Consider the following 18,997-nt stretch of genomic DNA (forward strand, 5'->3'; position numbering starts at 1 on the left):
GCCATCCTTTATTCGGTACATTTTTATACCACTTTTGTGGTTCTTATTTTTACTCTGGGTGTCGATAAGACAGGGGAAACAATGCTAACAGTTATAGAACTCCTTATCGGAGTCGTCGTTATTGTGGGTGTAGCACGCTACATCATTAAGGGATATTCCGCCACTGGCGTTTTATTTGTCGGCGGTCTGGTTCTGCTTATTATCAGCGCGCTGATGGGGCATAAGGTATTACCTACCAGCGAAACCAGTACCGGCTATACCGCAACAGATATTGTTGAATACATCAAAATTTTGCTTATGAGTCGCGGCGGCGATCTTGGCATGATGATCATGATGCTGTGCGGCTTTGCCGCCTATATGACGCATATCGGCGCAAATGATATGGTTGTGAAGCTGGCGTCGAAACCTTTACAGTATATAAACTCGCCCTACCTGTTGATGATTGCCGCCTATTTTGTCGCCTGCCTGATGTCGCTGGCCGTCTCTTCCGCGACGGGGCTTGGCGTACTGCTCATGGCTACTCTCTTCCCGGTGATGGTCAACGTCGGCATTAGCCGCGGCGCGGCGGCGGCTATTTGCGCCTCTCCGGCCGCCATCATCCTCTCGCCGACGTCTGGCGATGTGGTTTTAGCCGCAAAAGCGGCGGAGATGCCGTTAATCGATTTCGCGTTCAAAACCACGCTGCCAATTTCCATCGCCGCCATTATCGGTATGGCGATTGCGCACTTTTTCTGGCAACGCTATCTGGATAAAAAAGAGAACATTTCACATGAGATGCTGGACGTGGCGGAGATTACCACCACGGCCCCGGCGTTTTATGCCCTTTTGCCGTTCACGCCCATTATCGGCGTACTGATTTTTGACGGTAAATGGGGGCCGCAGTTGCACATTATTACCATTCTGGTGATCTGTATGCTGCTGGCCGCCGTGCTGGAATTCGTGCGCGGTTTCAACACGCAAAATGTGTTTTCCGGCCTGGAAGTGGCTTATCGCGGCATGGCGGATGCGTTTGCCGGCGTTGTGATGCTGTTGGTCGCGGCGGGCGTTTTCGCCCAAGGGCTGAGCACCATTGGCTTTATCCAAAGTCTGATCTCGATTGCCACTTCTTTTGGCTCCGCCAGCATTATTCTGATGCTGGTCTTAGTGATTTTAACCATGCTGGCCGCGATGACCACCGGTTCAGGCAATGCGCCTTTTTACGCCTTTGTTGAGATGATCCCTAAACTGGCGCACTCCTCCGGTATCAACCCAGCCTATTTATCCATCCCAATGCTGCAAGCCTCAAACCTGGGGCGCACGATTTCGCCGGTCTCCGGCGTCGTGGTCGCTGTCGCCGGAATGGCTAAAATATCACCGTTTGAAGTGGTGAAGCGCACGTCCGTTCCGGTCATCGTCGGTCTGTTGATCGTCATTATCGCCACGGAAATTATGGTGCCAGGCGCCTCTTCCGCCGTTACTGGCGGCTGATAGCCGGTAAGCCGGGGCTCGCCCCGGCATCTTAACCCGGGCTTAGCCGCCGTGATAAATACGCTGCGGCCTGCCCACTTTGCCATGAATAATCTCTGCGACAATCAGGTGCCGACTCGCGCAATATTCCAGGTAGCGTCGGGATGTGGTGCGGCTTATCGTTAAGGCCTGCGCGACCGTTTCAGCCGTATGGCGTACGGTTGGATCGGCAAACAGCTTCATCACCGCATTAAGGGTTAAGGCATCAATACCGGTCGGCAAATCCCCTTTCGGTTCGCCGCGCGCATAGGCGTTGAACATTTCATCTATCTGCTTCTGGCTTGCGCTATCCGCGCTCGCCAGCATACGTCTGCGCTGTTGATAGCGGGTCAGCGTCTGCCCCAAACGCTCATAAGCAATAGGTTTGACCAGATAATCAAACGCGCCGCTGCGTACCGCTTCCGCTACCGTCTCCATGTCACTGGCGGCGGTCGTAAACACGACGCCGCCGGGATAGCGCGACTGCATTAATTCATGCAGCAGCGTAATCCCCTTCCCATCCGGCAGATAATTATCCAACAGAATTAATCCAGGTTTGAACCGGTCAATCATCATTCTCGCCTGCGCCAGATTGCCCGCCAGCCATATCTGCTTAAAGCCAGGAATATGGCGGATATATTCTGCGTGCATCTCCGCCAGCAGCGTTTCATCCTCAACGATCAATAGGGTTAATGGTTCTGTCATCGTTTTTTTTCACTTTCGGAAGGAATAAAGAAAATAAGGTGCCACAAGGATCATTGTCTTCCAGCGTAATGACCCCGCCACAGCGCCCCACATAACTTGCAATCAGATATAACCCGATACCATGCTCACCGGGTTCGTCGGTGCGGGTACTTACGCCCTGTTCAAAAATCTTTTCCCGCAGCGCTTCAGGAACGCCGCAGCCCTGGTCGGCGACCTCTATTACCACCTCGTCGCCCTCGTCGCTCAGGAAAAGTTCGATGGTATTGTCGCCTTCCTGTGTACGTAAACTCGCCTCAAACGCGTTATCCAGCAGATTCCCGACGATGGCGGCGAACTCCGTGCTATCCAGCCCCTCCGGCAGTTGATGTAGCTGGCTGCCGGGAACAATCACCATCTTGAGCCCCAGTTCACGCGCGCGCTGAACTTTGCCAAACAGCAAACCGGCCACCTGACGATCGGCGAAGGCGCCGCGTAAACTATCAATAAGTTGCTGCTGCGCCTGCGACTCACCCTGCACCATCTCTCTGACCCGATCATACTCTTTCATTTGCAGCAGGCCGTTCAGAGTCGACATCCAGTTCAGGTGCTCATGGCGTAGCGTGCGCAGGCTCTCAACATACTGTTTAATCTGGGTTAGCTGCGCGTTCAACGTCGCGATTTCATCTTTGCTGCGAAAACTAATAATAGCGCCCAGCAGCTCCTCGCCGGAACGGATAGCCTCACGATTGGCGATGACGCTCAGGCCATTGAAGTTGGCCATCACGTCCTGGCGTCTTTCTGCGATCTGGCAGGTAAAAAAGTCTGCCGGATTGACGACTTCCGCTATCAGCTTGCCCAGCCACTGACGCCCCGGCGACGGCAGCCCCAACATTTTTCTCGCATTGCGGTTAATCGCGGTGATATGCCCCTCCGGATCAACGGCGATCAGTCCTTCATAAACCGAGCTAAACAACGCCTCCTGCTGGCGTACCACGCGCGCAATCTGTTTCGGCTCCATGCCCAGCATTTGTCGGCGGATATGCGCGGCGAAAAACCAGGAAAGCAGCATTAATACCACCAGCAACAGGACAAAAACCCCCGCCATCGGTAATAAGAAGTCCAGCCGCCAGGAGTCGATTTTACTGACCAGATAGCCAATTGAAACAACGCCGATCACGTTGCCTTTGTTGTCAAAGATAGGCGTTTTGGCGCGCATCGCCATCCCTATTGAGCCCTTACCGGTAATGAAATAACTTTCTCCTCTTTCCAGCGCGCCGGGTTTCGTAAACTGCATGGGATAGCCGATTTTTTCCGGATTCGGATGGTAAAGCCGGATCGAGTGGCGATCGCCTATCACCACATAGTCAAAATCCGTCCCGCGCTGCAGTTTATTCGCAATTATCGCCAGGCGTTTATAGTCCCGGTTTTTTACGGCAGCGATAATGCTGTCGTTAGAAGCAATAATTTTTGCCTGATTCATCGCCATATCACGAACATGGGACGCCAGATAATCTTCGAAACTGGCAGACAAATATTGTGCTAACGCTGCCACGATGAAAACAGAAACCACCAGAATGAGCAGAAAAATACGTAACGGAAACGCGAGTTGCCGAAAAAAAGGAAACAGCTTTTTATTTTTCTGACAGGACATTAAGGTTCCTTATGGGCATTTCTCTTCAGATTTATCGCAAATGTAATAAAAATGTTTTGAGTATCTTGAAGCATATAAAAACCAATCGTTACAGATTCCCCACATTAAATCAATTAAACAACTAAAACCCACCGCCGGAATGGCGATTAAATTAATTAAAAAACTTAAAACCATAAAACACTTAAAAACCATCTAACGCTTTGTGAAATAAATCAAAATTTACCACCAAAATACTCCTTACGATGTATACGTCAGAGAGAAAAATAAATAACTCGTCATAAAAAAACTCCCACTCTGACTGAAAAGAAAAAGTTATCAAGTTGCAACACAGCGCAACATATACAGAAAAGTGGCAACAAGCATATCACCAGGATATTTCTTACTATGTTTGGCAATAATGTATTCACTCGGGTAAAACGCTCTGAAAATAAAAAAATGGCGGAGATCGCTCACTTTCTCAAAGAGAATGATTTAAGCGTCGATACCACTGTAGAAGTGTTTATTACCGTCAGCCGTGATGACCGTCTTATTGCCTGCGGCGGTATTGCCGGAAATATCATTAAATGCGTGGCCATTAGCGAATCAGTACGCGGCGAAGGCTTAGCGTTAACGCTGGCGACGGAATTGATTAATCTCGCCTGGGAGCGGCACTGCACCCATCTTTTTATTTATACCAAAACGGAATACGAAGCGCTGTTTAAACAGTGCAGCTTTTCGACGATAGCCAGCGTCCCTGGCGTAATGGTCTTAATGGAAAATAGCGCGACCCGGTTGAAACGGTATGCGGAATCGCTGGCGACATTGCGTCATGAGGGAAAGAAAATTGGCTGTATTGTAATGAACGCCAATCCTTTCACGAACGGCCATCGCTATCTGATCCAACAGGCGGCGGCACAGTGCGACTGGCTGCATCTGTTCCTGGTCAAAGAAGATACATCACGCTTTCCCTATGAAGACCGACTCGATCTGGTCCTTAAAGGGACCACCGATATCCCGCTCTTAACCGTTCACCGCGGCTCCGAATACATTATTTCTCGTGCGACGTTCCCCTGCTATTTCATTAAAGAGCAGAGCGTTATTAATCACTGTTATACCGAAATCGACCTGAAGATTTTCCGCCAGTATCTGGCGCCCGCGCTTGGCATCACACACCGCTTTGTCGGTACGGAGCCGTTTTGCACCGTTACCGCCCAGTACAACCTTGATATGCGTTTCTGGCTGGAGACGCCAACGCTTCCCGCCCCACCCATTACGCTGGTGGAAATAGAGCGGCTTTGCTTCCAGGAGACGCCGATATCCGCCTCCTGGGTACGCAAGCTGCTGGTTAAACACGATCTCACGGCTATCGCGCCGCTGGTTCCCGACGCCACCCTGCGCTATTTGCAGGGCATGGTCGAACGCCATCCGGGCAGCGCGGCAGCCCGTCAAAAGTCCCCCGTATTAGCAACAGGTGAAAAATGAAAATAAACCAGCTAGCCGTCGCAGGCACGCTTGAGTCCGGCGATGTGATGATACGCATTGCGCCGCTCGATACGCAGGATATTGACCTGCAAATCAACAGTAGCGTTGAAAAACAGTTTGGCGAGGCCATTCGCGCCACCATCCTGGAGGTGCTTTCTCGCTACGACGTGCGCGGCGTACAACTGAACGTCGATGATAAAGGCGCTCTGGACTGCATTTTGCGCGCCCGACTGGAAACGCTACTGGCGCGCGCCAGCGGTATTGCCGCTCTGCCCTGGGAGGATCGCCAATGATTTCCGCCTCTCTGCAACAACGTAAAACCCGCACCCGCCGCAGTATGTTATTCGTACCGGGCGCCAACGCGGCGATGGTGAGCAATTCGTTTATCTACCCGGCCGACGCGCTGATGTTCGACTTGGAAGACTCCGTTGCATTACGCGAAAAAGACGCGGCGCGCCGTCTGGTATATCACGCGCTGCAACACCCGCTTTACCGTGACGTCGAAACCATTGTCCGCGTGAATGCGCTGGATTCCGAATGGGGCGTCAACGATCTGGAAGCGGTCGTGCGCGGCGGCGCGGACGTGGTGCGTTTACCGAAAACCGACACCGCGCAGGACGTCATTGATATCGAAAACGAAATTCTGCGCATTGAAAACGCCTGCGGTCGCGAACCGGGCAGTACCGGCCTGTTAGCTGCCGTGGAATCGCCGCTGGGTATTACCCGCGCGGTAGAAATCGCCCACGCCTCTGAACGGTTGATCGGGATTGCGCTGGGCGCGGAAGACTATGTTCGCAACCTGCGCACCGAACGCTCTCCGGAAGGCACCGAACTGCTGTTCGCCCGCTGCGCCATTTTGCAGGCCGCGCGTTCCGCCGGCATTCAGGCCTTCGATACCGTCTATTCCGACGCCAACAACGAAGCCGGTTTCCTGCAAGAAGCCGCCCACATTAAACAGTTGGGCTTTGACGGTAAGTCACTGATCAACCCCCGCCAGATAGAACTGCTGCACAACCTTTATGCGCCGACGCGTAAAGAGGTCGCCCATGCGCGTCTGGTCGTTGAGGCCGCAGAAGCCGCCGCCCGCGAAGGTCTCGGCGTCGTTTCCCTTAACGGCAAGATGGTCGACAGCCCGGTGATTGAACGCGCCCGTCTGGTGCTCTCCCGTGCAGAACTTTCCGGTATTCGCGAAGAATAAGGCAAAAAAATGACGCAGAAAAATGAATCTCAACGCCAGGATCGCGTAGCCGCCTGGAGCCGTCACGCTGAAAGCGAACTGAGCGCTTACCAAAGTGCGGCAAAATTGGATCTACAAGCGCAAAAACCGCGCGACCACAAACTGTGCGCCAGCCTGGAAGAGGCCATCCGCCGTTCCGGTTTACGCGACGGCATGACGCTTTCCTTTCACCACGCGTTTCGCGGCGGCGATCTGACGATTAACCTGGTGATGGAAACCATCGCGAAGATGGGCTTCAAAAATCTGACCCTGGCCTCCAGCTCGCTGAGCGACTGCCACGCGCCGCTGGTTGAACACATTCGTAACGGGGTGGTCAGCCGCATCTACACGTCAGGCCTGCGCGGCCCGCTGGCGGAAGAAATTTCTCGCGGCCTGCTGGCTGAGCCGGTTCAGATTCACTCCCACGGCGGTCGTGTACATCTGGTACAAAGCGGCGAACTCAACATTGATGTTGCGTTTCTTGGCGTGCCCTCCTGCGATGAATTCGGTAATGCTAATGGTTATACCGGCAAGGCCTGTTGCGGTTCACTGGGCTACGCGATGGTGGATGCCGACAGCGCGAAGCAGGTCGTGATGCTGACGGAGCAACTGCTGCCGTATCCGCATAACCCGGCAAGCATCCCTCAGGATCAGGTTGATCTGATCGTGCAAATCGAAGAAGTCGGTGATGCAAACAAAATCGGCGCTGGCGCGACCCGCATGACCACTAATCCGCGTGAACTGCTGATCGCCCGCAGCGCGGCGGAAGTCATTGCTCACTCCGGCTACTTCAACGAAGGTTTCTCCCTGCAAACCGGCACCGGCGGAGCATCGCTGGCGGTCACCCGTTTCCTGGAAGACAAAATGCGTAGCCGCAACATTGTGGCTAATTTCGCGCTGGGCGGTATCACCGCCACCATGGTCGACCTGCATGAAAAGGGCTTAATCCGCAAACTGCTTGACGTGCAGAGCTTCGATCGTAACGCTGCGCAATCTTTGGCCCGCAACCCGAACCATATCGAAATCAGCGCTAACCAGTACGCCAACTGGGGCTCTAAAGGCGCTTCCGTCGACCGTCTGGACGTGGTGGTACTGAGCGCGCTGGAAGTAGACACCCACTTCAATGTTAACGTGCTGACCGGCTCCGACGGTGTTCTACGCGGCGCGTCCGGCGGTCACTGCGATACCGCCGTCGCGGCGGCGCTGTCCATCATCGTCGCGCCGCTGGTGCGTGGTCGCATCCCAACGCTGGTTGATAACGTCACCACCTGCGTCACACCAGGCTCCAGCGTCGACATTCTGGTCACCGATCACGGTATCGCCGTCAACCCGGCGCGTCCGGAGCTGGCTGAACGCCTGAAAGCAGCGGGAATGAAAGTGGTATCGATTGAGTGGCTGCGCGAACGCGCGCAACTGCTTACCGGTCAGCCCCGCCCTATCGAATTCACCGACCGCGTGATTGCTGTCGTGCGTTATCGCGACGGTTCAGTGATCGATGTGGTGCATCAGGTGAAGGAATAAGCCATGCGCCTGTTTCCTGAACTCGCCACCTGTCACGATGTTTCTATTCCTGAGCTGCTCGCCAGCCGGGATGAGAGACAAGCAAGACAGCGCGCCTGGCTAACGCGTCACGCCACTCCGCTGGTCTCCTTTACCGTGGTGGCGCCAGGCCCGATGAAAGACAGCGCGTTAACCCGCCGGATCTTTAATCACGGCGTGACTGCCCTGCACACGCTGGCAGAAGAGTATGGCTGGACCATCCGGGAGCAGGCTGCACTGGCTTCCGCCAGCGGGCCGGAAGGACTGCTGGCGATTGACGCGCCCGCTCAGGCGCTCAAACAGGCGACCATCGCACTTGAACAGCGTTATCCACTGGGGCGCCTGTGGGATATCGATGTCCTGACGGCGGAAGGCGAAATACTCTCCCGCCGCCATTTCGCGCTTCCCGCTCGCCGCTGTCTGCTGTGCGGGCAAAGCGCGGCTGAATGCGCGCGGGGTAAAACCCACGCGCTGACTGATTTACTGATTCATATGGAGGCGCTGCTGCATGATGCCGATTCCCGCCAACCCGACTAACGCCTCCATTCAGCCTCAGTCGCTGTATGACGCCTGGGCCGATTTGGCCTGGCGCGCCATGCTGACCGAGGTAAATTTATCGCCAAAACCCGGTCTGGTAGACCGACTAAACTGCGGCGCGCACAAAGATATGGCGCTGGCGGATTTTCACCGCAGCGCGGAGGCGATTCGACACTGGCTGCCGCGCTTTATGGAATATGGCGCCAGCTGCACGCGCCTGCCGCCAGAGTCAGTTCTGGCGGGCCTGCGTCCATTGGGGATGGCCTGTGAAGCAGCGATGTTTCGCGCAACGGCGGGCGTCAATACCCATAAAGGCAGCATTTTCTCGCTGGGGTTACTGTGCGCCGCCATTGGCCGCCTGTATCAGCTACGCCAGCCGATCGCTGCAGAAACACTCTGCGCTACCGCCGCCGATTTTTGCCACGGCCTGACCACGCGCGAACTGCGCCAGAACAACCTACAGCTCACCGCAGGTCAGCGGCTGTATCAGCAACTGGGATTAACCGGCGCGCGCGGCGAAGCGGAAGCGGGCTATCCGCTGGTCATCCGCCACGCGTTACCGCACTACCGCGCATTGCTGGCGCAGGGGCGCGATCCGGAACTGGCGCTGCTTGATACCTTACTGCTGCTGATGTCGCTTAACGGCGATACCAACGTCGCGTCGCGCGGCGGGGCGGACGGTCTGCGCTGGTTACAGCAGCAGGCGGCGGTCTTATTACATCAGGGCGGCATACGGACGCCTGACGATCTCGTTTATCTCCACCGGTTCGATCAGCAATGCATTGAACGCAATCTCAGCCCAGGCGGTAGCGCCGATCTGCTGATCGTGACCTGGTTTTTAGCGCAAATTTCGCAAGTTAATCATTAACACAATTATAGAAAATATCCTTTCCGGAGAGTCATTTATGTCTTTATCCAAAGATAATATATGGAAGTTGTTGGCCCCATTAGTAGTGATGGGCGTCATGTTGCTAATTCCTGTTCCAGATGGTATGCCGCCGCAGGCCTGGCACTATTTTGCGGTTTTCGTCGCGATGATTGTCGGTATGATCCTGGAGCCGATCCCGGCGACAGCGATCAGTTTTATCGCCGTAACCATTTGCGTTATCGGCAGCAATTACCTGCTATTTGACGCTTCAGAACTGGCCGATCCGGCGTTTAAAGCCAGTAAACAGGCGCTGAAATGGGGGCTTGCCGGTTTCTCCAGCACCACGGTCTGGCTGGTTTTCGGCGCGTTTATTTTCGCGCTGGGCTACGAAGTGACCGGGCTGGGGCGCCGCATTGCGCTGTTTCTGGTAAAATTCATGGGTAAACGCACGCTGACGCTCGGCTATGCGATTGTCATTATCGATATTTTGCTGGCGCCGTTTACTCCCTCCAATACGGCTCGTACCGGCGGGACTGTCTTCCCGGTCATCAAGAACCTGCCGCCGCTGTTTAAATCGTTTCCAAACGATCCTTCCGCACGCCGCATCGGCGGTTATTTGATGTGGATGATGGTGATCAGTACCAGCCTGAGCTCTTCGATGTTTGTCACTGGCGCGGCGCCGAACGTATTAGGTCTGGAGTTCGTCAGCAAGATCGCTGGCGTCCAGATTAGCTGGCTGCAGTGGTTTCTCAGCTTTCTGCCGGTAGGGATTATTTTACTGATCGTTGCGCCGTGGCTCTCCTATGTACTTTATAAACCTGAAGTGACCCACAGTGCGGAAGTCGCGGCCTGGGCTGGCGGCGAGTTAAAAAACATGGGGCGTCTGTCCCGCAAAGAGTGGACGCTGATTGGCCTGGTGCTGCTTAGCTTAGGATTGTGGGTTTTTGGTGGAAAAATCATCAACGCCACTGCCGTGGGTCTGCTGGCCGTCTCGCTGATGCTGGCGCTGCATGTTGTGCCGTGGAAAGACATTACGCGCTACAACAGCGCCTGGAACACCCTGGTGAACCTCGCTACGCTGGTGGTCATGGCCAATGGCTTAACCCGCTCCGGCTTTATTGACTGGTTCGCCAATACCATGAGTACGCATCTGGAAGGTTTCTCGCCGGATGCAACCGTGATTGTACTGGTACTGGTGTTCTATTTCGCGCACTATCTGTTCGCCAGTCTTTCCGCTCACACCGCGACCATGCTGCCGGTCATTCTGGCGGTGGGTAAAGGCATTCCGGGCGTTCCGATGGAACAACTGTGTATTCTGCTGGTGCTGTCTATCGGTATCATGGGCTGTCTGACGCCGTATGCCACCGGCCCTGGTGTGATTATCTACGGCTGCGGTTACGTGAAATCCAGAGACTACTGGCGGCTTGGCGCAATCTTTGGCGTTATCTATATCGCGATGCTGTTGCTGGTGGGCTGGCCAATTCTGGCAATGTGGAATTAAACATTACGCCAACGTAGGTTAAAAATGATGCCGTTCAGGTTCACCTGAGCGGCATTTTTTATGATTAAATGAGTAACATTCATAATGTCTATAAATTATCGAATTCATCATGAACACAATATGGCATTACAGTCCGCTGCTGGCTGCCCTCTTAACCCCGATTTTTGCCGCCAACGCCGACGAACTTCAGGCGCAACAGTACGGTGATTTCACTGACTATGTGCTGGCGCTTTCCTGGCAAACCGGTTTTTGTCAAAGCCAGCATGAACGCCGCCATCGGGAGCCCGATGAGTGCCGTCTGCAAAAAGAGCCAGCCAACAAAGCAGACTTTCTGACCGTCCACGGCCTGTGGCCAGGATTACCCAAATCTATCGCCGCACGCGGTGTTGACCAGAGACGCTGGCAGCGCTTTGGTTGTGCGACGCGGCCAATCCCGAATCTGCCTGAAGTCAAGGCCAGCCGGAAATGCTCAGCCTCCGCCTCCGGACTTTCGCCTGACATCGCGGCAGCGCTTAAGGAAGTGATGCCCGGCGCGGGGGGGAATTCCTGTCTGGAGCGCTACGAATATGCCAAACATGGCGCCTGTTTCGGGTTTGATCCCAATGCCTATTTCGGCACCATGATACGGCTGGATAAGGCGATAAAAGACAGCGCGCTGGGGCAGTTTCTGGCGGATAATTACGGCAAGACCGTTAGCCGCGCTGAGTTTGATAGCGTCGTCGCACAAATGTGGGGCCAGGATAATGTCAAAGCCGTTAAAGTAAACTGCCATGGCAATCCCGCCTATTTAACAGAGATTCAGTTTTCATTAAAGGCGTCGATGATTAACGCCCCGCTCTCCTCTGCCTCATTCCTGCCGCAGCCGCATCCCGGCAACTGCGGGAAACAGTTTATTATCGATAAAGCCGGTTATTGACGAAGCAGAGGTTTAAAACCGTAGCCACATTTGAGAACACGCCCAAATGTAGACTAAAATTCACTCAGGGCTATGACGTTTGAGGATTTACCCGAATGTGAACTAAATCACTTCAAAGACGGGGTAAGTCTCAGTATCATCATGAGAGTTAAACCCTCGCCGCCAGACGGTGAGGGTTTTCTTTTGGGACCATTTACCTGCACTACTCGCAGTATCGATGACATGGAGTAAGAAATGTCCAGACCCACTATTATCATTAACGATCTTGACGCCGAACGTATTGATCGTCTTCTGGAACAGCCTGCGTATGCGGATCTGCCGATTGCCGACGCGCTCAACGCCGAACTGGATCGCGCGCAAATGTGTTCGCCACAAGAGATGCCGAACGATGTCGTCACCATGAACAGCCGTGTTAAATTCCGCAATTTGAGCGATGGTGAAACACGCGTGCGGACGCTGGTGTATCCCGCCAATATGACGGACAGCAGTACCCAGCTTTCGGTAATGGCGCCCGTCGGCGCGGCGTTGCTGGGACTGCGCGTCGGCGACACCATTCACTGGGAACTGCCGGGCGGCGCCTCCACCCATCTCGAAGTGCTGGAACTCGAATATCAGCCTGAAGCCGCGGGCGACTTCCTGCGTTAAACCATCTGCATAAGCGTTAATGCGTTTACACAGAGGATGCCTGCGCATCCTCTTTCCGTTAGCCCTTTCATTTCTGCCTGTTTCAGACAACGCCGCCTGGCATCGGGTTGATTACTCCCGTCGCCTGTTTCTGCGCCGCTTGTGCCGACGTCGCTCCCGGCACCAGGATAACCTTCCGGCACTCTTCTTCGCGTTTTTCGAAAATTTCGTAGCCGCGCGCCGCCTCTTCAAACGGCATATAATGCGTGACAATCTCCTCCGGCTTCAGCAACCCTTTTTCAATAAGCGGTAATAATTCCCCCAGCCACGCGTGAACATGGGTTTGACCCATTTTAAAAGTTAGCCCCTTATCAAAGGCGTCGCCGAATAAAAAGCCGTGAATAAAACCGGCATACACGCCGGGCACGCTGACCACGCCGCCACGTCTGACCGCCGCGATACATTGTCGCAGCGCTTTGCCGCTGCTGCCTTCCAGTTTAAGGTTCGTCAGCACCGTCTCCGTCATGCTGCCTTTCGCTTCAAAGCCTACGGCATCAATTACCGCGTCCACGCCGCGGTGTCCTGCCGTCTGCTCGATGATTTTTTCCGCCGGATCGTTCTCATCATCGAAGTTGATCGGTATCGCGCCGTAACGTTCTTCGGCGAAACGCAGGCGCCAGGCGTGGTGATCAACGACGAAGATCTGCTCCGCGCCCAGCAGTCGCGCACAGGCGATAGTCAGTAATCCTACCGGCCCTGCGCCAAAAACCGCCACGCTGGAACCTTGCTGAATCTGGGCATTTTTTGCCGCCTGCCAGGCGGTAGGCAAAATATCAGAAAGAAACAGCGCCTTATCGTCAGATAACAGCGGCGGCACCTTAAATGGACCAACATTACCTTTTGGCACGCGAACATATTCGGCCTGTCCGCCGGGAACGCCGCCATACAGATGGCTATACCCAAACAGCGCCGCCGGTGGCGGGATCTGTTTTTTATTCATCGCCGCGCCGTGTCCGTCGTTAGTGTTTTCACACGCTGAATATTGCTGTAGCCGACAGAAAAAACAGTCACCACAGGCAATGACAAACGGGATAACGACCCGCTCCCCTTTCCGAATATTCTTCACATCATGTCCGGTTTCCACCACCTCGCCCATAAATTCATGGCCGAAAATATCACCATGTTTTACCTGTGGGATCTTGCCGCGATAGAGATGCAAATCAGATCCGCAAATCGCGGTGGCGGTAACACGCAAAATGATATCGTCAGGCTGCTCAATGCCGGGATCGGGTACGTTTTCAACCTTTACGTGATGTGGACCGTGATACGTCAATGCTTTCATGCAGCCTCCGGGGTAACGGTGAATGTTGCGTTCGACTATAAAAGGGTAGCTATCCCGGAGAGACTGCCGGAAAAACAGGCGGCTTTAGGATTTTTCCTGGAAAATACACGACTTTTTTAACGTCAGGTTGTCGCAATATTTAAAATTGCCAGACAAATAGCAGAAAGAAACATTATTATATGCTTGAATAAATTCAGTATTGATTAACAGGGAGTAACGGGTATGTATAAGACAATCATTATGCCGGTTGATGTTTTTGAAATGGAACTTAGCGATAAAGCCATTCGCCACGCTGAGTTTCTGGCGCAACAGGATGGCGTCATTCATCTGTTGCATGTACTGCCTGGGTCCGCGAGCATGAGTCTGCACCGCTTTGCCGCCGACGTGCGTCGCTTTGAAGAACATTTACAGCATGAGGCGGAAACGCGTCTGCAAACGATGGTGGGACACTTCAGTATCGATCCTTCACGAATTAAAACGCATGTTCGCTTTGGTAGCGTGCGCGATGTCGTCAATGAGATGGGCGAAGAACTGGATGCGGATGTCGTGGTAATCGGTTCGCGTAATCCGTCTATCACGACACACCTGTTGGGGTCTAACGCCTCAAGCGTGGTGCGTCATGCGACGCTGCCGGTATTGGTTGTGCGTTAACTCTGGCGGCTAAAAACTGACACGCCCTGCCAGGTCACGCCTGGCAGGGCTTTTTACTGCATCATCGTTAGTACAAATGCCCGATATTCACAATAGTACTCACCGTGTCGCCAAAAAAGACCAGCCGACTCAGAAATACGCCGACGAATAACAAGACGAACAGGAGTTTCGGGCGCGAATCACCGTGACGGCTGGCGACAAAAGCGAGCGCAAGGCAGACCAGGCTTGCCAGATAAAACGGTGAAGCCAGCCATAAACGCGCCGTCATCTGCATGACCGTTCCCCCGCTTAACCACACCAGCGGCGCCGCGATAAGTACCGCGATACACACCACAATCCCCTGGCGTAACGCAGGAACGGCAGGCCTGAGTTTTAACAGCGGAATCGCCGCGCAACCCATGACCCATACCGTAATAAAAAATAACAGCATGGTAAACCCATTAGCGATAGCCACCATCGCTGGCGCGGCGTAGGTCATCCCCTGCACCGCCACCAGTAACACGCCGAACACGGAGGCGATAAGAGCCATCGCTTTATGTCCCTTTGCCAGGAACGTTACGCCGACCGCTGCGCCAAACAACGTGGCGCCCAGGATTTCCCGACTTAACCAGGCATGTCGCAGGTTAATCAGCGCATCATAAGCGCGATCGGGATGCGCCAGATGCAGAATCGCGGCAATAGACGCCAGTGCCAGCACCAGCCCGGTGGCCAACCAACAGAAACGCTGGCCTTCCACTTCACCACGCAGCGTACGCCATGTCAGTACCAAAGCCATCCCGACAGACATCTGGCTTAATACCGTAAAAAACACCAGCGGCAGTTCATATTTTTCCATTACTTGTCCTCCGGCTGCTTAGGCTGGCGCGCCAGAATAAAGCGCGTTCCTGGATTAAGCTGTGGCATATGCGGGAACCCTGGCGGATACTGCACCGCATTATCGGGCACAGGATCGGCATCCAAATCGATAATCGACAAGGCGCCCACCGGACAGGCGTTTACGCACGCCGGATTCATACCGATATCAAGACGCTCGTAGCACATACTGCATTTTTCCGCTTTACGCGTCTCTTCATTAAAACGCGGCGCGCCATAAGGACAGTTACGAATACAGTTTTTACAGCCGATGCAGCGCTCAGGGTTATGCACCACCACGCCATCTTCACGTTTGGTATAGGCTTCGACCGGACAGGCGGCGACGCAGGCCGGATGTTCGCAGTGGTTACAGGCCAGCGAGTAAAACGCCCGCTCTTCATGTGGATAGATGTCTTTATCCAACGGATAAACGTAGCGCCAGAAGCGATCCGGCTCCAGTTGGTTAAAGCTTTTACACGCCATAGCACAGCCGCGGCAGCCGATGCACTTATCGCTATTCACTAAAAACGCACGTCTCATGCTACGGATTCCCCTTTACCGATCAATACAACGTCAGCAAACTGACTGTGGATAGCGGCGCCCGGCGCGCCAGTTTTCATCAGCCCCATATCAGCAGGCGTATCGGCCACGACGTTTTGCACGTTGTACTGCCGTTTCGGGAACCACGCTTCATACATCACCAGAAAATCTTCCGGCACGTTGGTGGTGACTTTTGCCCGCAGCTCAACTTCACCGGTGCCATTGAAAACTTTGACCAGATCGTTCTCGCTGATGCCCTTTTTCTTCGCGGAAGAAGGATGGATATAAACGAACGGTTCCGGGTAGAACACCTGCATCCAGTCCAGGTTGATAAACTGCGAGTGCAGGCCAAACTGCACGTGCGGCGTAAACAGATGGAACGGCAGTTTGCTCTCGGCTTCCGGTTTGTATTCCGGCAGCGCGGTGTGGCCGTTTTTCTCCGCCAGTTCAGATTTAAATTCATACTTGCCTGACGGCGTTTTGAACTTGCGATCGTACCAGGCGGCAGAACTTGGCAGGATCGCTTTTTTCGGCCCGTCCAGCAGATCGTCCCAGGAAGAGATGCCAAACATTTTCGCCATACCGTCGTTGAACTCCTGATCCAGCCAGCGCTTGTGATCGAACTCTTGCGGGAAGGTACAGGAACCCGGCGCCATCTTATTAATGGTGCGCGACAGCATGGTAGCGATTTCAAGGTCGCATTTTGCTTCATACATCGGCTTAATCGCCGGCTGATTAATGGAAAGCCAGTAGTGCCAGTAAGAAGCATCCACGTTCCACTCTTCAAACGCGGTGGTAACGGGCAGCACGATATCAGCGTGTTGCACCGTTTCGTTGAAGAACTGATCGGCGCAGACCACCATTTCCAGTTTTTCAAACGCTTTTTTCATCTTGCTGCGATCGAAATCCTGGGCAAACGGGTTTTTACAGGCGACCCACAGCATACGAACCGGCGGATCGTTGGCCTCCAGAATCCCCTGCGCCGTCTGGTTGATATTCAGAGAGCGATCGGAGTACTGCACGGCGTCGCTGCCAGCGGCAGCCCCGAACTCACTGGTGGTGCCCGCCGCTCCCGGAATGCCAATAGCGCCCACCGGCGGCTTCTGCAGCATGGCGTTATAGTTAAAGCCCCAGGTATGCAGATGGCCATAACGCGCGCCGCCGCCTTCGACACCGATGTTGCCGGACATAGCGACAAAGGCATCGATAGCGCGAACGTTGGCGCCGCCGTTGACATGACGCTGCATCCCGTAACCAATCCAGACCGTGGCCGGCTTAACCGCCGTAAACTCTTCCGCCAGCTGGCGAATGACATCCGCAGACAGGCCGCAGATTTCTGCCGCCCATTCCACGGTGACGTTATTGCGCAGATAGGCTTCAAATTCCGGATAGCCGTGAGCATCGTTGTTGACAAAATCCTGATCCACCAGGCCTTTATCCACCAGATGACGCGCCATCCCCAGCGCCAGCGCGCCGTCTGAGCCTGGCCGTACGCGCAGGTAGAGATCGGCTTTGGCGGCAGTCTGCGACAGCAGCGGGTCGATAACCACGACCTTCGCCCCTTGTTCACGCGCCTGATAGATATATTTCATGGAGTGCATTGAGCACCAGGCTGGGTTCGCGCCCCAGATAATGATGTATTTTGCTTTCACCATATCTTCCGGGTCGTTACACCACATGTCGCCCATGTCGTAGTTTTGCGCGTCGATACCGGCAGGCCAGCACGGCGTACCGGCAAAACGGGTGGTATAGCCAAGCGAGGACATCATCCCTTCAACGGCATAGTTCAGCACGCCAAACTTACCGGAATATTTGGTCAGCGCCAGACCGAGCATAGAACCGTCTTTTTTCTTAATCTCCAGCATTTTGGCGGCAATGCGCTGCATCGCCTCTTCCCATGAGATGCGACGCCAGTTGCCGCTACCGCGAACGTCCTGCGCCATGGGATATTTAATACGATCGGGGCTATAAACCCGGCGCGGATAGCTTAACCCTTTGACGCAAGGGGTACCGTGAGTAAATGTTGATTCCGGCGCGCCTTCCACGAAAGTAATGACCCCGTCCTTTACCCACGTCTTGAGGCTACAGGTGTCATAGCAGTTACGCGGACACGCGTTACGATAAATTTTGTACGTTTTAGGGTTAAAGGGAACAGGCGGCTGCGCAAGCGCGCATCGGGAGGTTAGTAATCCTCCGGGTAAAGCCGCAACGGCGCCCAGTGCCACTATCCCCTTTAAAAAAGAACGTCTGTTCAGATGTCCTGTCTCATTACTCATATTGATACTCTCGTTTTAATTCATCAAGCCAATAAAATAAGATGTCCGCCACCGTATATAACGTGGTCGTTTGTGCATGAGTTTTTATTTTTTCGATATATAATGGCACCCACTTTGTTAAATAATTATTGATATATTGAGTGAGAGTAGATCGGTATTGTGACGTTTGCCGAGTATTAGCCAGTAATAGTGTGGTCAATTCCAGCACGCAGGAAATATGATCGTCAGGAATATTGCTCTCCTGATTAACCGATAATCCCAACGCTGCCATAAACTCCCGTATCTCCAGCGTCGCCTTTCCCATCACCAGCGCATCCTCTTCCAGATACACTGAAGCGAAAGGCGCAGCCAGCAGCTTGCCAGGACCGACGAATAGCGCATTAAAGTCATACTCCGCCTCCAGCCACGCCCGATCGGTAAGGTTTACCGCAGCAGTGGGATTTAATCTCACGTAGGCAGATTTCAGTGAACGACTATCATGAGAATTAAAAAAATCACGCAATGTAAGCCCTGTTTTTTCTAATTCCGTCAGTGATTCATAGATTGAATCCATGAATAAATAACCTCACATACAAATGCAATATAAATCAAGAAAAAAGAATGGGCATGTTAACGGAAGCGCTTAATCTTTCTTTGATAAAAAAACAGAAAAATTCCAGTTAAATCCGTAGAAGGCTTTTTTATTGTTTCAAAGTTTAAAAACAGAAGACCGTTGAAATAAAAAACCGTCTGTTATTAACAGACGGTTTCAGAGTATTGATAATGAAGAACGTGTTTTACCCGGCGGCGTTCCCCGGGCATAAACACCGCAGGCCCGAATAGCTTACACTATCGGGCCGTTTACGATGGCCAGT

18 protein-coding genes are annotated in these 18,997 nt (G+C 53.6%); 11 read left to right on the plus strand and 7 right to left on the minus strand.

Annotation, left to right across the window (positions count from 1 at the left end; all coding sequences use genetic code 11):
* Window positions 1-81: 81 nt before the first annotated feature.
* Complete coding sequence (gene dcuC / locus ACLJNW_RS11750; protein ID WP_024154504.1) at window positions 82-1,467, plus strand: anaerobic C4-dicarboxylate transporter DcuC; 1,386 nt, start codon at window positions 82-84, stop codon at window positions 1,465-1,467.
* A 42-nt stretch (window positions 1,468-1,509) separates the two neighbouring features.
* Here dcuC and dpiA read toward each other — a convergent pair whose 3' ends face one another.
* Window positions 1,510-2,190 (minus strand): two-component response regulator DpiA, encoded by a 681-nt coding sequence (gene dpiA / locus ACLJNW_RS11755; RefSeq protein WP_000138779.1) that lies wholly within the window; start codon window positions 2,188-2,190, stop codon window positions 1,510-1,512.
* Window positions 2,159-3,820: a sensor histidine kinase DpiB gene (gene dpiB / locus ACLJNW_RS11760; protein WP_001277838.1), complete on the minus strand. Its 1,662-nt coding sequence runs from the start codon at window positions 3,818-3,820 to the stop codon at window positions 2,159-2,161. The genes dpiA and dpiB overlap by 32 nt, the downstream gene beginning before the upstream one ends.
* A 384-nt stretch (window positions 3,821-4,204) precedes the next feature.
* On the opposite strand from dpiB, the gene citC reads away from it, so the two are divergent.
* The 9 genes from citC to rnk all read left to right on the plus strand — a co-directional run bounded on the left by citC (window position 4,205) and on the right by rnk (window position 12,503).
* Complete coding sequence (gene citC, locus ACLJNW_RS11765; protein ID WP_024154505.1) at window positions 4,205-5,281, plus strand: [citrate (pro-3S)-lyase] ligase; 1,077 nt, start codon at window positions 4,205-4,207, stop codon at window positions 5,279-5,281.
* Window positions 5,278-5,574 carry a citrate lyase acyl carrier protein gene (gene citD / locus ACLJNW_RS11770; protein WP_000700679.1) on the plus strand — a complete coding sequence of 99 codons (297 nt, stop codon included), beginning with the start codon at window positions 5,278-5,280 and terminating at the stop codon, window positions 5,572-5,574. The genes citC and citD overlap by 4 nt, the downstream gene beginning before the upstream one ends.
* The gene (gene citE / locus ACLJNW_RS11775) at window positions 5,571-6,479 is read left to right on the plus strand and encodes a citrate (pro-3S)-lyase subunit beta (RefSeq protein WP_000622342.1); all 909 of its coding nucleotides are present in this window, start codon (window positions 5,571-5,573) and stop codon (window positions 6,477-6,479) included. Before citD ends, citE begins: the two co-directional genes overlap by 4 nt.
* 9 nt (window positions 6,480-6,488) lie before the next feature.
* A complete protein-coding gene (citF, locus tag ACLJNW_RS11780) occupies window positions 6,489-8,018 on the plus strand; it encodes a citrate lyase subunit alpha (protein WP_023204474.1) in 1,530 nt (509 codons plus the stop codon).
* Between the two features lie 3 nt (window positions 8,019-8,021).
* Window positions 8,022-8,573 carry a citrate lyase holo-[acyl-carrier protein] synthase gene (citX, locus tag ACLJNW_RS11785; protein ID WP_001236072.1) on the plus strand — a complete coding sequence of 184 codons (552 nt, stop codon included), beginning with the start codon at window positions 8,022-8,024 and terminating at the stop codon, window positions 8,571-8,573.
* The gene (citG, locus tag ACLJNW_RS11790; RefSeq protein ID WP_038803899.1) at window positions 8,545-9,441 is read left to right on the plus strand and encodes a triphosphoribosyl-dephospho-CoA synthase CitG; all 897 of its coding nucleotides are present in this window, start codon (window positions 8,545-8,547) and stop codon (window positions 9,439-9,441) included. The genes citX and citG overlap by 29 nt, the downstream gene beginning before the upstream one ends.
* Window positions 9,442-9,478: 37 nt before the next feature.
* Complete coding sequence (gene citT, locus ACLJNW_RS11795) at window positions 9,479-10,942, plus strand: citrate/succinate antiporter CitT (protein ID WP_000059029.1); 1,464 nt, start codon at window positions 9,479-9,481, stop codon at window positions 10,940-10,942.
* Window positions 10,943-11,051: 109 nt separating this feature from the next.
* On the plus strand, window positions 11,052-11,858 hold the full coding sequence (rna, locus tag ACLJNW_RS11800; protein ID WP_024154507.1) for a ribonuclease I: 807 nt from the start codon (window positions 11,052-11,054) through the stop codon (window positions 11,856-11,858).
* A 234-nt stretch (window positions 11,859-12,092) separates the two neighbouring features.
* The gene (rnk, locus tag ACLJNW_RS11805; RefSeq protein WP_000089748.1) at window positions 12,093-12,503 is read left to right on the plus strand and encodes a nucleoside diphosphate kinase regulator; all 411 of its coding nucleotides are present in this window, start codon (window positions 12,093-12,095) and stop codon (window positions 12,501-12,503) included.
* Between the two features lie 82 nt (window positions 12,504-12,585).
* On the opposite strand, the gene ACLJNW_RS11810 is transcribed toward rnk, so the two are convergent.
* Window positions 12,586-13,824 (minus strand): zinc-dependent alcohol dehydrogenase, encoded by a 1,239-nt coding sequence (locus ACLJNW_RS11810; RefSeq protein ID WP_023204478.1) that lies wholly within the window; start codon window positions 13,822-13,824, stop codon window positions 12,586-12,588.
* Between the two features lie 222 nt (window positions 13,825-14,046).
* Between ACLJNW_RS11810 and uspG the strand changes: the two genes are divergently transcribed.
* On the plus strand, window positions 14,047-14,475 hold the full coding sequence (gene uspG / locus ACLJNW_RS11815; RefSeq protein WP_000278499.1) for a universal stress protein UspG: 429 nt from the start codon (window positions 14,047-14,049) through the stop codon (window positions 14,473-14,475).
* 67 nt (window positions 14,476-14,542) lie between these two features.
* On the opposite strand, the gene ACLJNW_RS11820 is transcribed toward uspG, so the two are convergent.
* The 4 genes from ACLJNW_RS11820 to ACLJNW_RS11835 are packed head-to-tail and all read right to left on the minus strand — an operon-like array spanning window position 14,543 to window position 18,696.
* Complete coding sequence (locus tag ACLJNW_RS11820; RefSeq protein ID WP_024154508.1) at window positions 14,543-15,310, minus strand: dimethyl sulfoxide reductase anchor subunit family protein; 768 nt, start codon at window positions 15,308-15,310, stop codon at window positions 14,543-14,545.
* The gene (locus ACLJNW_RS11825; RefSeq protein ID WP_001250381.1) at window positions 15,310-15,867 is read right to left on the minus strand and encodes a 4Fe-4S dicluster domain-containing protein; all 558 of its coding nucleotides are present in this window, start codon (window positions 15,865-15,867) and stop codon (window positions 15,310-15,312) included. The genes ACLJNW_RS11820 and ACLJNW_RS11825 overlap by 1 nt, the downstream gene beginning before the upstream one ends.
* Window positions 15,864-18,143, minus strand: a complete 2,280-nt coding sequence (locus tag ACLJNW_RS11830; RefSeq protein WP_023204479.1) for a molybdopterin-dependent oxidoreductase — start codon at window positions 18,141-18,143, stop codon at window positions 15,864-15,866. Before ACLJNW_RS11830 ends, ACLJNW_RS11825 begins: the two co-directional genes overlap by 4 nt.
* Complete coding sequence (locus ACLJNW_RS11835) at window positions 18,136-18,696, minus strand: molecular chaperone (protein ID WP_000377444.1); 561 nt, start codon at window positions 18,694-18,696, stop codon at window positions 18,136-18,138. Before ACLJNW_RS11835 ends, ACLJNW_RS11830 begins: the two co-directional genes overlap by 8 nt.
* Window positions 18,697-18,997 lie beyond the last annotated feature (301 nt).

This window comes from Salmonella sp. SAL4457 (genome assembly GCF_046548235.1).
Lineage (GTDB): Bacteria > Pseudomonadota > Gammaproteobacteria > Enterobacterales > Enterobacteriaceae > Salmonella > Salmonella enterica.